The organism is Salipiger sp. D13, from assembly GCF_003703915.1.
Taxonomy (GTDB): domain Bacteria; phylum Pseudomonadota; class Alphaproteobacteria; order Rhodobacterales; family Rhodobacteraceae; genus Salipiger; species Salipiger profundus.
The window spans coordinates 112,723-127,249 of sequence record NZ_ML112598.1; the positions used below are offsets into that span (position 1 = coordinate 112,723).

Sequence of the window (14,527 nt, forward strand, 5' to 3'; positions counted from 1 at the left end):
TGCGCATGAAGCGCGCAGCCACCCTGCCCAACGGCGCTCTGCACGCAGGCCTGCACCCGGAGGCACATGCCGTCCGGGCCCCCTCCAGACACCGCCTCCGCGCCGCGTCCAGGCTGTCTAAATGCCCGGCGGATGCACACCGGTCCCGATCTGCCTCTCGTCGAATATCCGCAGGCCGGAGGTCGCTGCGGGTCGCGGCCTGCCGGCGTCTGGAAGAGCGGAACCTGCTACGTGGTTGCGCGGGGCTCTTCGAGGATCTCGACGGGCAGCGCCCAGTGGATCAGCACGACGCACCCCCCCTCGGACCGGACCGAGTGCACGCTTCCCGGGGCGTTGCAGACCATCGCGCCGGTTTCGTAGGTCCCATGCTCGTCGCTCTGCGCCCCCTCGAGGACGAGGATGGTTTCCGGGCCGGGGTGGCGATGGCGCGGCACCGAGGCGCCGGCGCGGTATTTCAGAAGGGCCCATTCGGCGCCGCTTCCGGGGTCGCGCCAGAGCCTGTGGATCGTGACCCCGGGGCGGAAGTCCGCAAAGTCGAGCCCGGCCCATCCGCCGTCGATCAGGCCCGCGAAGACCTCGGGCCTCACGAGGCCACCGTTTCCAGCACGTCCGCAGAGGTCGCGACGCAGCCGAACACGCCGCCCTGCATCAGCACCATATTGATCGCCGCATCGTGGTTGCTGCGATCCGTGGCACCGCAGCAGTCCTCGAGCAGCACGCATTCGAAGCCCCGGTCGTTCGCCTCGCGCATGGTGGTATGAACGCAGACATCGGTGGTGATCCCGGTCAGCAGAAGATTCTCGATGCCGCGCGTGCGGAGGATGAGTTCTAGGTCGGTCGCGAAGAAGCTGCCCTTGCCGGGCTTGTCGATGACCACCTCGCCGGGCAGGGGCGCCAGCTCGTCGATGATCTCCCACCCCGGTTCGCCGCGAACCAGAATGCGGCCGCATGGGCCGGCGTCGCCGATCCCGGCACCGATCTGCTGCGAACGCCAGCGCTTGTTGGCCGGAAGGTCGGCAAGGTCGGGCCGGTGTCCCTCGCGCGTGTGAATGACATGGTAGCCACCCGCGCGCATGGCCTCGAGAAGCGCCGAGATCGGGCCGATCGGGGCACGGGTGAGCGAGAGGTCGTAGCCCATCTTGTCCACGTATCCTCCCGGCCCGCAGAAATCCGTCTGCATGTCGATGACGATCAGCGCCGTGTTCTCCGGGCGCAGGTCGCCATTGAAGGGCCAGGCGTAGGGGCGTGCTTCGATGCTTGGCATGGGAAACTCCGTCGATTGTCCGGGGTCCAGGCTAGCGTCTTATCGTGATGCCGAATTCTGCTATTTTCGCACCTGAGCGCTGTAAAATATTCATCACCCGGGCAGGTCCTGAAGCACCTCGGCCAGCCGTTGTGCAAACCGTGCCGGGGCGACCGGCAGGCTGCGCCCGCGCAACTGCCCCAGCAGCAGCGAGCCGGGGGCCATGTCGCGTGACGCCAGGGGCCGCGAGGTCAGACCGTCCGGCAGCCGCAGGCCGATCGGGATCTGGAAAGCGATGGCATCCTCGTACTCGACGTAGTGTCGCATGAAGTCGAAGGAGTCGGTTTCCACGGCGGCCGAGAGCTGCCGAGAGGTCCCGGCCAGTGCCGCGTCCAGCATGTGGCGCACGGCATAGGCCCGGTTCGGCACGACATGGGTGCGGTCGAGGCAGTCGCGCAGCCTGACTTCCTCGTGGCGGCTCAGCGGATCGTCGGTGCGCATTATGGCATGCACCGGCTGGCGAACCGCGGCGAGGACCTCGAAATCGACGAGGTGGACGGGCTCCAGCACCAGTGCGAGATCGCTCTCGAAGCTCCGCAGGTCCGCCTCGGCCGAGGCCCGGTCCCGGATCTGCACCGAGAAGGTCACCGCAGGGTGTTCGGTGCGGTAGCGCGCGATCTGCTGCGGCAGGAAATAAGGCGCCAGCGCCTGCGAACAGGCGATCGAGACATGCCCGCGGCGTTCTCCGTTGAGATCGTTGACGAGGCTCTGAACCCGTCGCAGATCGCTTCGCTGCGCGCGGAAATGCTGGATGAGCAGTTCCCCCGCGGGATTGAGGCGCATCCCGCGCGGCAACCGTTCGAAGATCTGCGCACCGAAGTCCGCCTCGAAGTTCTGGATGCGTCGGTTCAGCGCCGAGCCGGTTATGTTGAGGTCTTCGGCAGCCTTTCGGATCGAGCCCGCGCGCATGACGGCCTCGATGTAGTGAAAGTCCTTAAGGTGGCGCATCCCGATCTCCTTGTGCTGCGCTGAATGCAGCACTTATCTGAAATCTTGGCAATTGAGTTTATCCGCGCTTTCACTTTCAACTCTCTCGAAAGACCGGAGAGTGCCAAAGATGATCCCGCTGAATTTCGATGCCCTGTTTCATGCCTTCGACGAAGGCCTGCAGCCCGAGGATGTGATCCGTCAGGTCTATGCGCGCATCCGCGAGGTGGCCGATCCCGGGATCTTCATCAGCCTGCGCGACGAGGAAGACGTTCTCGAGGAGGTCCGTGGGCTCGGGCCGCGAGACGCCGCAAGGCCGCTCTGGGGCGTGCCCTTTGCGGTCAAGGACAATATCGACGTGGCGGGGCTGCCGACCACCGCGGCCTGCCCGGCGTGGGAATATGCGCCCGCCGAGGACGCCTTCGTGGTGGCGCGTCTGCGCGAGGCAGGGGCGGTCGTCATCGGCAAGACCAACCTCGATCAGTTCGCAACCGGTCTCGTCGGCGTGCGGACCCCCTACGGCGCTCCGCGCAATGCCATCGACCCCGAGATCGTCCCCGGCGGCTCGTCGGGAGGCTCGGGCGTGGCGGTGGCGCACGGCATCGTCAGCTTTGCGCTGGGGACGGACACAGCGGGCTCGGGACGTGTGCCCGCGGCGCTGAACAACATCGTCGGGCTGAAGCCGACGCTGGGCAGCCTCTCGGCTTCCGGTTCGGTGCCGGCCTGCCGGTCGGTCGAGACGATCTCGGTCTTCGGGCTGACCGTCGCGGACGCCTATCGCGCCTATCGCGTGGCGGCGATCTTCGATCCCGCCGACAGCTACGCGAAGCGGGTCGAGACGCGCGCCCTGGGGCAGCCGCCGTCGGGCCTGCGTATCGGCGTGCCAGATGCCGCGACGCTGAAGACCTTTGGTGACACGGTGCAGGAAGACTCGTTCCACGCCTCGCTGGCCCTGCTCGAAGACGCGGGACACCGGATCGTGCAGATGGATTTCAGCCCCTTCTACGACGTCGCCGAAATGCTCTACGAAGGGGCCTGGGTGGCCGAGCGGCACAGCGTCATCGAAGAGCTTCTCGAGCGGGACCCCGAGGCAGTGCTGCCGGTCACGCGGCAGATCATCTGCAAGGCCGAGCAGCTGTCGGCCACGGACGCCTTTCGCGGCTTCTACCGGCTGAAGGATCTCGCCCGGAAGGTGGAGGGGCCGCTTTCGGATATCGACATTCTGTGCGTGCCGACGATCCCCACCTTCTACACGGTCACCGACCTCGAGCGCGACCCGGTGGGGCCGAACTCGAACCTTGGCACCTACACGAACTTCGTGAATCTCCTGGACATGTGCGGCCTCGCGGTGCCGGTGCCACCGCGCACGGACGGCCGGCCGGGGAGCGTCACGCTTCTGGGCGCGGCGGGCGAGGATGCGCGGCTTGCCGAGGTGGCACTTGCGCTGGAAAGCGCCGGGACACGCAGCCTCGGCGCGACGGGCTGGCCTTTCGCCTGAGCTCAGCGGCGGCGTTCGAGCAGCCAGAAGAAGACGACGGTGATGCTCAGCACGACCAGCAGCAGCAGGAATGCGGCGGCATTGCCCTCGTTGATCGCCAGCCCCTGGAAGGCGCGCTTGTACGCGAAGAAGGAAAGCAGTTCGGTGGAGATGCCGGGCCCGCCCTTGGTCATCACGTAGACCAGATCATAGGTGCGGAATTCGTTGATCAGCTGGATCACGATGGCGATGCTCGCGACGGGCCGCAGCATCGGCAGCGTGATGTACCAGAATTGCGCCAGCGGGCCCGCGCCGTCGACCTCGGCCGCCTCGAACGGATCGCGCGGCATCGAGGCCAGCCCGGCCGAGAGCAGCAGCACCACGAAGGACGTCTGCTGCCAGATCTCGACGAACACGAGGGTCGAGAGCGCGAGGTCGGATGTGCCCAGCCAGTCGACCGGCGCGATGCCGAGCCCCGCCAGCGTGGTGTTGATGATCCCGAGGTTGGGTTGCAGAAGCATCTTCCAGATCAGCGCCACGGCCACCGGCGACATGGCCATCGGCAGGGTGAGTATGGCGAAGTAGATCGCGCGCATCCGCACGACCTTGGTCAGCAGCAGAGCGATGCCGAGGCCAACCACGAACTCGCCGATCACCGAGGCGGCGGAAAACCGGAGCGTCACCCCCAGAGAGGACCAGAACATCGGATCCGACAGGACCTCGAGGTAGTTCTCCAGGCCTTGGAACGGGGCAAGGCGGGGCCGGATCAGCGTCATGTTCGACAGCGAGATCACCAGCGCATAGCCCAGCGGCAGCCCCATGGTGATGGCCAGGACGCTGAGACCGGGGGCCGCGAACAGTCGGCCGAGGCGGCGGCGGGCGCGGGAGATGCTGTAATCGGACATCGGGGGCTCCGGGGGGGATTGGGCAGATGCCCCGTCCCGATCCCGGGACGGGGCCGGGACGGCTCAGTCGGCCATCAGGTCGGCAAGACCTTCGGCCGCGGTGGTGATCGCCTCTTCCGGGGTCGCGTCACCGCTTGCGGCAAGCGAGATCTGCGTGCCCAGAACGTCCTCGTATTGCGCGGTGTAGGTGAAGATCGGGAAGGATTTCCCCGCCTCGACGACCTCCTGGCCATCGGCGTAATAGGGGTGCGCTTCGAGCACCTCCGGCGCCGAGAAGACGTCGGATTGCACCGGCGAGTGACCCTCGACCGCGCGTCTGACGGCGATTTCATGGCTTTGCACCCACGAAATGAAGGTCCAGGCGGCCTCCTTTTCGTCATCCGGCACGTTTGCGGGGATGCCCCAGCCCCAGCCGCCGGATTCCCCGGCACCACCGGGCATCACCGACAGGGCCAGCTTGCCGGCCACGTCCGGGCAGTTCTCGGCGTTGTCGAGCTGCGGCAGCATCCACCAGTAGGTGACCATCGAGAAGGCTTCGCCGCTGCACATCAGGCGCATCGTGTCATCCAGTGTCGCGGACAGCGCACCGGTCTGCGCCGCGTTCTGGATGGCATCGGTGTAAAGCGTGAGCGCCGTGACCGCCGCGTCGCTGTCGAGCGCAACCTCGCCGTCCTCGTCGAGATAGGCGCCCCCTGCGGAGAACAGGTAGTTGGAGAACTCCATGGAGTTCGGGTCGCCCTTCTGGCCCTGCATGGCGGCGCCCACCACCTCGCCATCGGCCGAGACCGCCTTGGCCAGTTCGACGTAGCCTTCGAGCGTATCGGGCAGCGTCTCGCCGCGCGCCTCGAGCAGGTCGGTGCGGTAGATCAGACCCATCGAGTAGTTGTACATCGGCAGGATCGGCAGGCTGTCTTCGCTCGCGCCGAGCAGGTCGAGCATGGAGGGGATGAACCCCGACATGTCGAACTCGCTGGCCTCGACATAGGGGGTCAGATCGGTGAGCCAGCCGGCCTCGGGAAATTCGCCGGCCCAGAGGAAGTCGACCGACAGGAGATTGTAGTAGGACGTCCCGCCGACCAGTTGAGCGACCAGCTTGTCGTGCATGTCGCCATAGCCGACCTTCTCGAACTCGACGTCGATGCCGGTCTCTTCGGTGAACTCGGGCAGCATGGCTTCGATGATGCGGGTTTCGGGCACGTCCTCCATCAGGGCGCGGATGGTCATGTCCTGTGCGGCGGCAGGGGTGGCCATCAGCCCGGCAAGCAAGGCCAGTGAGGAGGCATGGGTGATCTTGATCGTCATGAAGAATCCTTTCCTGTTGCAGAGATGAATTCGGGCCGTTTCGTGCGGCCTCTCGTATTGGTACGCGGCGTCGCCGCGGCGGCGGGTCAACTGACGCCGCCGAAGGACAGGCCGCGGACGAGGTATTTCTGGATGAAGCGCGAGACGATCATCAGCGGCACGATGGCAAGCGCGACGCCGGCGGCCACCTTGCCGATCTCGACCCCGTTCGAGGTCTGCAGCGCCGCCAGCGCCACCGGCACCGTCGCCGTGGAAGGCCCGCTGAGGATCAGGGCGAAGAGGAACTCGTTCCATGCAAGGATGAACCCCAGCACCACCGCGGCGGCGATGCCGGGCCGGGCCACCGGCAGCACCACCAGCAGGAAGGCCTGCCAGTTCGTGGCACCGTCCGTGATTGCCGCTTCCTCGAGGTCGGTGGGGATGCCTTCGAAGAACCCCATCAGGATCCAGGTCAGGAAGGGCAGGTTGACCACGGCGTAGACGATGACGAGGCCGGTCAGCGAATTGGTGAGCCCAAGCTCGCGGTAGATCATGAAGGTGGGCAGAGCCAGCGCCACCGGCGGCAGCATCTGCGTCGCCAGGACCGCGAAGCGCGCCGCTTTGCCACCCGTGCGGAACCGCGCGAAGGCATAGCCGGTGAGCGCCGCCAGAGGCGTCGCCAGCAGCACCGAGCCAAGCGCCACGATGATCGAATTGAGGTAATTGCGCCCGAATCCGTTTCCGGCGAACAGCGTCCGGTAGTTCTCGGTGCTGAACTTTGGCCAGATCCGCGGGTCATACGAAAGCTCTGGCGGTACGAGGCTGGTGCGCAGCAGCCAGAAGATCGGCAGCGCCACGACGAGACAGACGGCGACAAGCGCGGCGTGGCGGAGCAGCGACGCAAACCTCATGCGCGCAGGCTCTCGGGATCGGGCCGCGCGAAGGCCATTTCGGTCTCGGCGTCGAAGAGATGGATGGAATCCACGTCGAGGTGCAGGACGATCTCGTCTCCGACCTCCGGCAGGAAGCGGCGGTCGACCCGGGCGGCGATCTGCTGACCGGCGAGGTCCAGAATGAGGATGTTCTCGGCGCCGAGCGCCTCGATCACCTGAAGCCTGCCACGCACGGGAACCCGACCGGGGGCCGGTTCCGCGTAGAAGTCCTCGGCCCGGATACCCAGCATCAAGGGCCGGGTCTGCGCCTCCGCATAGGCGTGCTTCTGGCCGGGGGCGAGATCGAAATGCGCAATCTCGGTGCTGATCTGCCCGTCAGCGAGCGTCGCGGGCAGGATATTCATGGGCGGGGACGACAGGAAACGCGCCACGAAGATGTTCACCGGGTTGTCGTAGACCTCCAACGGCCGGCCGACCTGCATGATCTCGCCGTCGCGCAGGATGCAGATGCGCTCGCCCATGGTCATCGCCTCGACCTGGTCGTGGGTGACGAAGACGGTGGTCTTGCCCAGTTCGCGGTGGAGACGCACCAGCTCAAGCCGCATTTCCGCGCGCAGCGTCGCGTCGAGGTTCGACAGCGGCTCGTCCATCAGGAAGACATCCGGCTCGCGGACGATCGCGCGCCCGAGGGCCACCCGCTGCCGCTGGCCGCCCGACAGGGCAGCCGGTTTGCGCTCGAGATATTTGGTCAGCCCGAGCTTCTCGGCGGCGGCGGCGGTGCGGGCGTCGCGTTCGTCACGCCCCACCCCTCGCATCTTCATCCCGAAAGCGATGTTGTCGCGCACGCTCATGTGCGGGTAGAGCGCGTAGGTCTGGAACACGACCGCGATGTTGCGGTCGCGTGGCCGGGTGTGCGTCATGTCGCGGCCACCGATCGACAGGCTGCCGGAGGTGATGTCCTCGAGCCCGGCGATCATGCGCAGTGTCGTCGACTTGCCGCAGCCCGACGGCCCGAGAAAACACATGAATTCGCCGTCGCGAATTTCCAGATCGACGTCCCGTACGCCGTATATGCCGCGCCCGTAGTCGCGCGAAACGCCCTTCATGACGATGTCTGCCATGGCGTCTTCCTTTCCGGTTGATCCGCTGCCGATCAGGTCATGTAGACGCCGCCGGTGACGTTGATCGCCTGTCCGGTCATGAAGCGCGCCGCCTCCGAGCAAAGGAAGATCGCGACATTGGCCACGTCTTCCGGTGTCTCGAGACGTCCGAGCGGTGTCTGGTCGATGTAATCCTGCACCACCTCGGGCCCGCTGATGCCGCGCAGCGTCCCCTCCCATTCGACCTCGCGGTCCTGCATGCCGGTCTTCACGAAGCCGGGGCAGACGGCGTTCACGCGAATGCCGAGGGGCGCAAGCTCGCGCGCGAGCGCCTGCGTCCAGCCCACCACGGCGAATTTCGAGGCGCTGTAATGACCAAGGAAGGGCGCGCCGACCTTGGCCGCCAGCGACGCGGTGTTCACGATCACCCCGGTTCCGGTCTTCTGGAAATGCCGCGCCGCGGCCTGATTGGTGAGGAACACCCCGCGCGCGTTGACATTCATGTTGAAATCCCAGTCCTCGACCGTGAGATCGACCGCCGGACGCATGGAGGAGACGCCGGCGTTCGCAATGCAGATCTCGACGCCCCCAAGGATTTCGACCGCCTCGGCGAAGGCCCGCGTGACCGAGTCCGGGTCTCGCACATCCACGCCGATACCGACGTGTCCCCCGCCAAGTGCGGCGGCGGCGGCCTTGGCGGCCTCTTCATCAAGGTCGGCAATGGCAACCGTCACACCCTGTGCAGCAAGCCCGCGCGCGATGGCGTTGCCGATGCCGGTGGCTCCGCCGGTCAGAAACGCACGCTTCGTGTTCAGATCCGGGTGTACTTGTTCGGAAAGGGTGTTCTGGTTCATATTTAGAGGCTCCTTTGAGGGCATCGAAACAAAATCAAACACCATAAGCAAGCTTTTTGTTTGCATGTGTTGGTTTAAATGTTTACTTTGAGCGAAGACGAGGCATGAGACCACCATGAGCACGAAGAACCGAACACCAGCACAAATTCGGATGAACGCGATCCTGAAGCGCCTGCACGAGGGCGGCTCGGTGGCCGTGGCCGATCTGGCGCGGGACTTTGACGTCTCTGACATGACGGTGCGCCGCGACCTCGCGGAACTGGAACGCGAAGGGCTGCTCGAACGGGTGCACGGAGGCGCGCGCAGGCGGGCGTCCGGTCCGCTCAAGGTCATCGACGACATCGAACCGGACTTCGAGGCACGGGCCGCCCACAACTCCGATGCCAAGCGGCTCATCGCCGCGGAAGCTGCTGATCTTCTTTCCGGATTCCGCTCCGTGGCCATCGACGTGGGCAGCACGTGCCTGTTCGCGGCCGAGGCTCTGGCGCGCCGCGGCGGCCAGCGACACGTTTTCACCAACAGCCTGCGGGTGGCCACGTCGCTCGGCGCGATGGGAACGGAGGTCTATCTGCCCGAGGGCCGCACCCGGCCCAGCGAACTTTCGATCACCGGCCCCAGTGCCATCGAGAGTTTTTCCAAGCTGCATTTCGAGGTCGCCGTGATCGGCGTGTCCGGCCTGTCCGACGAAGGCTTCTACGACTATTCGATCGAGGACAGCGAGCTCAAGAAGATCTACCTCGAACGATCAGCCCATCGCGTTTTCTTGTGCGATTCAACAAAATTTCGGCGCCTTTCGACCATCCGCGTTGCCGCGTTGTCCGAAGCCTCGGTGCTGATCACTGACGCTCCGCCGCCCTCCGATCTCGCGTCCGCCCTTGCAGGGGCAGGGGTCGAGATCCGGGTGGCAGAGGAAACCTGACCTACCCTTCCCAAGGAGAACCTGAATGCCCTTCGACTTTTTCGGCGACAAGAAGAAAGCCGTCATTTCCATGGCCCACATCGGCGCCCTGCCGGGCTCGCCGCTTTACGATGCCGATCGCGGCATGGACGGGCTGATCGAGGATGTCATCGCCGATATCGAAAAGCTTCAGGCCGGCGGCGTCGACGCGATCATGTTCGGCAACGAGAACGACCGCCCCTACGTGTTCAAGGGCTCGCCCGAGAGCGTCGCGGCGATGACCGCTGTCGTGACCGCCGTGAAGCCGATCCTGAAGGTTCCGTTCGGGGTGAACTACCTGTGGGATCCGCAAAGCTCGATCGCCATCGGGTCGGTCACCGGCGCCTCCTTCGTGCGCGAGATCTTCACCGGCGTGTTCGCCTCCGACATGGGCATCTGGGAGCCCAACTGCGCCGAGGCGTCGCGGCTGCGGACCAACCTCAAGCGCGATGACATGAAGATGCTCTTCAACATCAACGCCGAGTTCGCCCACTCGCTCGACCAGCGCCCGATCGAGCTGCGCGCCAAGAGCGCGGTCTTCTCCTCGCTGGCGGACGCGATCCTTGTCTCGGGGCCCATCACCGGCCAGCCGGCAGAGCAGTCGGACCTGCGCAAGGTCTGCGAAGCCGTCGAGGACGTGCCCGTCTTTGCCAACACCGGCGTGAACATCGACAATATCTCGGATGTCTTCTCGGTCGCGCAGGGCTGCGTCATCGGCACGCACTTCAAGGTCGACGGCGATACCTGGAATGCGGTGGACGCCGATCGCGTCAAGCGCTTCATGGACAAGGTGGGCACCCTGCGCTGAGCCGGGTGACAGCGTCATGAGCCTGATACTGGGACTGGACATCGGCACCACCTCGACCATCGGTCTGCTGATGGAACTGCCGGACAAGATCCTCGCCGTGGCCTCGCGCCCGGTGAGCCTGCATTCGCCCAAGGCCGGATGGGCCGAAGAGGACCCCGCCGAATGGTGGGGCAACCTCTGCGAGATCGTGCCCGAACTGCTGGAGCGTGCCGGGCGCGATGCGTCGGAGATCGCCGCGATCGGCACCTCCGGCATGCTGCCGGCGGTGGTCCTGCTTGATGCGCAGGACCGGTTGCTGCGCGCGTCGATCCAGCAAAGCGACGGCCGTTCGGGAACCGAAGTGGCCGAGATGCGCGCCGAGATCGACGAGGAGACGTTCCTGTCGCGCGCCGGAAATGGCGTGAACCAGCAGCTTGTCGGCGCGAAACTGCGCTGGCTGGCGCGCCACGAGCCCGAGGTGCATTCCCGCATCGCGACGGTGTTCGGCTCCTATGACTACATCAACTGGCGCCTGACCGGCGTGAAGACGGTAGAGCAGAACTGGGCACTCGAGGCGGGGGTGACGGACGTTGCGACCGGCACGCTGTCGCAGGAGCTCGCCGCGATGACCGGCGTGCCATGGGAGGCGCTGCCCCCGCGGATCGAGAGCGTTGCGGTGCAGGGCCATGTCACCGCCGCCGCCGCGGCCGCGACCGGCCTGGCCGAGGGAACGCCGGTGACCGGAGGCGCCGCCGACATGATCGCCTCCGCGCTCGGTGCCGGGGTGACGCAGGCCGGAGACGTTCTGCTGAAGTTCGGTGGTGCGGTCGACGTGATGACCGCCACGGATCGTGCCGAGCCCGATGCCCGGCTCTACCTCGACTACCACCTCATCCCCGGCCTGTTCATGCCCAACGGTTGCATGTCGACCGGCGGCTCGGTGCTGAACTGGGCGGTGCGGACCTTCTGCGAGGGGCGCGACTTCGGGGGATCGCCCCACGCGGCGCTTGATGCCATGGCGGCAAACGTGCCGGCCGGGGCAGATGAGCTGACGGTGCTTCCCTATTTCCTGGGTGAAAAGACCCCGATCCACGACCCTTCGGCGCGCGGGGTCATCGAGGGGCTCACCCTGTCGCACGGGCTGGGACACATCTGGCGGGCGGTGCTCGAGAGCTACGGCTACGCTTTGCGCCATCATGTGGACGAGTTGCGGGACATGGGACATGAACCCCGACGTTTCCTCGTCTCGGACGGCGGCGCGAGCAGCACGGTCTGGATGCAGATCGTCGCCGACATCCTGAACGCGCCGGTGCAGCGGCTTGGCAGCCACCCCGGATCCTGCCTCGGTGCCGCCTGGACTGCGGCGGTGGGCGTGGGTGCGGCGGACTGGGACGGGATCGGTGCCTTCGTGAGCGAAGCCGACCTGATCCGGCCCGACCCGGCAAACCGCGAGACCTATGACGCGGGATATGCCCGGTATCACGAGCTCTACGCGCGGCTGAAGGGGCTGCACTGATGGCTTTGCGCGGAGTCGCATGGGACATCGACGGCACCCTCGTGGACAGCGAGCCGCTGCATCACCGGGTGCTGCTGGAGGTCTGCCTCGGCCATTCCCTCGATCTGCGCGCCGACCCGCCGGAACGCTTCCTCGGCGTGCATATGGACGATGTCTGGAAGACGCTCGCCCCTCAGCTGCCGGGCGTCGCACGCGATGTGTGGATGTCGCAGATCCAGGACAGCTACTGCGCGCGCGTGGCCCGCGAAGTCGCGCCGGTTCCGCGCGCGGCCGAGGTCATCCAGGCCCTCTCGGCGGCAGGGGTGCCACAGGTGGCGGTGTCCAACTCGGGCCGCCGGGTGGTCGAGGCAAATCTCGAAGCGCTCGGCATTCGCGACCGGATGGTGGGCGTGGTGTCGCTCGATGACGTGACGCGGGGCAAGCCCGACCCCGAACCCTACCTTCAGGGTGCGGCGCTGCTGGGGCTGAGGCCCGAGCAGGTGCTTGCGGTCGAGGACAGCCCCACCGGAGCAGCCGCCGGGCAGGCCGCAGGTATGCAGGTGGCCTTCCTTGGCGATCCACCGGACGGGACGCGGCCCATCGCCGGCCTCGCCGACGTGGAAGCCTTGCTGGGACTATGAGAAAGGGCCGCGGAAACGCGGCCCTTCCTGGTTTGCGACCCCGGCGCACCGAGGTCCCCGATCACGAGGCCTCGGCGAGTTCCGGCTTCCCGGCAAGCCCGGGAGCGATTCCCAGCGCGGCATGCAGTGCGGCGCCGACGCGACAGACGAGGTCATCCCCCAGCGACGGCCCGATGAGCATGGTGCCGAGCGGGATGCCGTCCTTGCGGAAGCCGGCCGGGATCGAGGCCGCGGGCAGGTCAAGCAGGTTCACGAAGTTGGTGTAGGTCCCCATCTTCGCGTTGAGCGCGATATTGTCGGCCAGCAGGGCCTCGATCGTGTAGGTCGACGGCGTGGTCGGGGTGACCAGCAGGTCGACGTCGCGAAAGAGCTGCCGGATCTGCTGCTTGTAGCCGGCCATGACGTACTGGGCCTTGTAGACGTCCCGCGCGCTGTATTTCCGGCCCCACGAGAGGATCTCGCGCGTCGGAGGGCAGAGCGCGTCCTCGTTGCCGTTGAACCTGTCGCCGAAGTTGGCGTAGCGCTGCGCGATGAAGGGCCCTTCGTAGAGCATCTTTGCAGCGGTAAGATAGGGCGTCATGTCGATCTCGACGGCGGTGCCGCCCAGGGCCTCGAGCCGTGCGACGTTCTCGCGGAACAGTCGCGCGGATTCGGCGTCGCCATCGGTGTCGAGTGTCGCCGCGTCGGGAATGGCGAACCGGAAGGACGCCGGCGCCGGGGCGCAGGAGACACGGAAGCCGTCGGCCTCGGGCTTCGAGAACGGATCGCCGGGCTCATGGCGGAACCACAGGTTGCTGAGCAGCACGCTGTCTTCCATGGTGAGCGTAAGGAAGTTCTCGGTCCCGACCATGCCGGCCATCGAGCGGCCCGCGCGCGGCACGAGACCGGGCGTCGGCTTGTATCCGACGATGTTGTTCAGGGCTGCCGGCACCCGACCGGAGCCCGCGGCATCGTTCGCGACGGCGAAACTCACGAGCCCGGCCCCGACGCTCACGCCGCCGCCCGAGGTCGAGCCGCCGGAAATGTAGCGCGCGTCGAAGACGCATTGCGGAATGCCGTAGTCGGTGCGCACCCCGACCACGCCCATGCCCAGCTGATCCTGGTTCTGCTTGCCGATCGGGATCGCGCCGGCGTCGAGCAGCGTCTGCACCAGCGGGCTCGACGCCTCGGGCATCCTGCTCCAGGCGCGCACCGCCGCGGTGGAGGGCACGCCTTCGAGGTCGACATTGTCCTTGATGCCGAAGGGAATGCCGTAGAGCGGAAGCTCCTTCGCTGCCGGATCCGCCATGAGCGCGCGGGCGCGTGCCTTGGAGGTCTCCCGGTCGATGAGGTGGATCCAGACATGGTCGTCGCCACGGGCGGCGATCCGGTCATAGATCGCGTCGATCAGGCTTTCCGGCGTCAGGCTTCCGCTCGCGAAAAGCGCCTTGAGGGTCGCGATGTCCAATGCGCCGGTGGCGCGGTCCCACTGGGTGGTCATGGGCTGTCCTTTCACTTGGTCGTGGCCGGCTGGGCGCGGGAGGCCATGAAGGCCCGCCACGATCCGAGCGCGGTGATATCCTCGGCGTCGGCCTCCGCGGCGACCGCCTCGCAGACGAACCCCTTCACCTTGCGCCCGTCCGAGAGCTGCAGGGTCCCGATGCCGAGCGGGGTGTCGATCATCGTCATCAGCTGGCCGAGCCCGGCCGGCGTGATCGACCACAGCTCCAGCGCGATCGGCGCACCGCTGCCCGCGGCGTTGCGGATCAGGCCGGGGCGGATGGGATCCTTGGCGGTGAGTGCGTAGAACCGATAGCTGTCGTCGGTCTGCGCCTCGCTGTCGAACGTGGCACCGCATTGCCGCATCTGCGGCTCAAGGGGCATGCCACGCATATGCGCACCACAAACGGCGACCAGAAGCGTTTCGGGTGGTGTGGATGTCATTGAA

General features: G+C 66.5%; 15 protein-coding genes. 5 read left to right on the forward strand and 10 right to left on the reverse strand.

Annotated features, from left to right (window positions below):
• Positions 1-227: 227 nt before the first annotated feature.
• The 3 genes from D6860_RS13535 to D6860_RS13545 form a co-directional block, all read right to left on the reverse strand.
• A complete protein-coding gene (locus D6860_RS13535; RefSeq protein WP_076625699.1) occupies positions 228-587 on the reverse strand; it encodes a cupin domain-containing protein in 360 nt (119 codons plus the stop codon).
• Positions 584-1,264 carry a biuret amidohydrolase gene (locus tag D6860_RS13540; RefSeq protein WP_076625698.1) on the reverse strand — a complete coding sequence of 227 codons (681 nt, stop codon included), beginning with the start codon at positions 1,262-1,264 and terminating at the stop codon, positions 584-586. Before D6860_RS13540 ends, D6860_RS13535 begins: the two co-directional genes overlap by 4 nt.
• A gap of 93 nt (positions 1,265-1,357) precedes the next feature.
• A complete protein-coding gene (locus tag D6860_RS13545; protein ID WP_076625697.1) occupies positions 1,358-2,251 on the reverse strand; it encodes a LysR family transcriptional regulator in 894 nt (297 codons plus the stop codon).
• 109 nt (positions 2,252-2,360) lie between these two features.
• Here D6860_RS13545 and atzF point away from each other — a divergent pair, with 109 nt between their 5' ends.
• Entirely contained in the window at positions 2,361-3,728 is a 1,368-nt protein-coding gene (gene atzF / locus D6860_RS13550; protein WP_076625696.1) for an allophanate hydrolase, read from the forward strand.
• Between the two features lie 2 nt (positions 3,729-3,730).
• On the opposite strand, the gene D6860_RS13555 is transcribed toward atzF, so the two are convergent.
• From D6860_RS13555 to D6860_RS13575, 5 genes are all read right to left on the reverse strand, one after another.
• Positions 3,731-4,612, reverse strand: a complete 882-nt coding sequence (locus D6860_RS13555; protein ID WP_076625695.1) for a carbohydrate ABC transporter permease — start codon at positions 4,610-4,612, stop codon at positions 3,731-3,733.
• Positions 4,613-4,675: 63 nt separating this feature from the next.
• Positions 4,676-5,914: an extracellular solute-binding protein gene (locus D6860_RS13560; RefSeq protein WP_076625693.1), complete on the reverse strand. Its 1,239-nt coding sequence runs from the start codon at positions 5,912-5,914 to the stop codon at positions 4,676-4,678.
• A gap of 86 nt (positions 5,915-6,000) precedes the next feature.
• Entirely contained in the window at positions 6,001-6,804 is an 804-nt protein-coding gene (locus D6860_RS13565) for a carbohydrate ABC transporter permease (RefSeq protein ID WP_076625692.1), read from the reverse strand.
• A complete protein-coding gene (locus D6860_RS13570) occupies positions 6,801-7,907 on the reverse strand; it encodes an ABC transporter ATP-binding protein (protein ID WP_076625691.1) in 1,107 nt (368 codons plus the stop codon). Before D6860_RS13570 ends, D6860_RS13565 begins: the two co-directional genes overlap by 4 nt.
• Positions 7,908-7,939: 32 nt before the next feature.
• Positions 7,940-8,740 (reverse strand): SDR family NAD(P)-dependent oxidoreductase, encoded by an 801-nt coding sequence (locus D6860_RS13575; protein WP_017468552.1) that lies wholly within the window; start codon positions 8,738-8,740, stop codon positions 7,940-7,942.
• A gap of 115 nt (positions 8,741-8,855) precedes the next feature.
• Between D6860_RS13575 and D6860_RS13580 the strand changes: the two genes are divergently transcribed.
• From D6860_RS13580 to D6860_RS13595, 4 genes are read left to right on the forward strand one after another with little or no spacing between them, the layout of a single operon-like run.
• Positions 8,856-9,659 carry a DeoR/GlpR family DNA-binding transcription regulator gene (locus tag D6860_RS13580; protein WP_076625689.1) on the forward strand — a complete coding sequence of 268 codons (804 nt, stop codon included), beginning with the start codon at positions 8,856-8,858 and terminating at the stop codon, positions 9,657-9,659.
• Between the two features lie 25 nt (positions 9,660-9,684).
• Positions 9,685-10,485 carry a BtpA/SgcQ family protein gene (locus tag D6860_RS13585; protein WP_076625688.1) on the forward strand — a complete coding sequence of 267 codons (801 nt, stop codon included), beginning with the start codon at positions 9,685-9,687 and terminating at the stop codon, positions 10,483-10,485.
• A 16-nt stretch (positions 10,486-10,501) separates the two neighbouring features.
• A complete protein-coding gene (locus D6860_RS13590) occupies positions 10,502-11,980 on the forward strand; it encodes an FGGY-family carbohydrate kinase (RefSeq protein ID WP_076625687.1) in 1,479 nt (492 codons plus the stop codon).
• Positions 11,980-12,600, forward strand: coding sequence for an HAD family hydrolase (locus D6860_RS13595; RefSeq protein ID WP_076625686.1), 621 nt, complete (start codon positions 11,980-11,982; stop codon positions 12,598-12,600). The genes D6860_RS13590 and D6860_RS13595 overlap by 1 nt, the downstream gene beginning before the upstream one ends.
• Before the next feature lie 61 nt (positions 12,601-12,661).
• Here D6860_RS13595 and D6860_RS13600 read toward each other — a convergent pair whose 3' ends face one another.
• Positions 12,662-14,080, reverse strand: coding sequence for an amidase family protein (locus tag D6860_RS13600; protein ID WP_076625685.1), 1,419 nt, complete (start codon positions 14,078-14,080; stop codon positions 12,662-12,664).
• Positions 14,081-14,091: 11 nt separating this feature from the next.
• Positions 14,092-14,523, reverse strand: a complete 432-nt coding sequence (locus D6860_RS25265) for an allophanate hydrolase-related protein (RefSeq protein ID WP_164845643.1) — start codon at positions 14,521-14,523, stop codon at positions 14,092-14,094.
• Positions 14,524-14,527 lie beyond the last annotated feature (4 nt).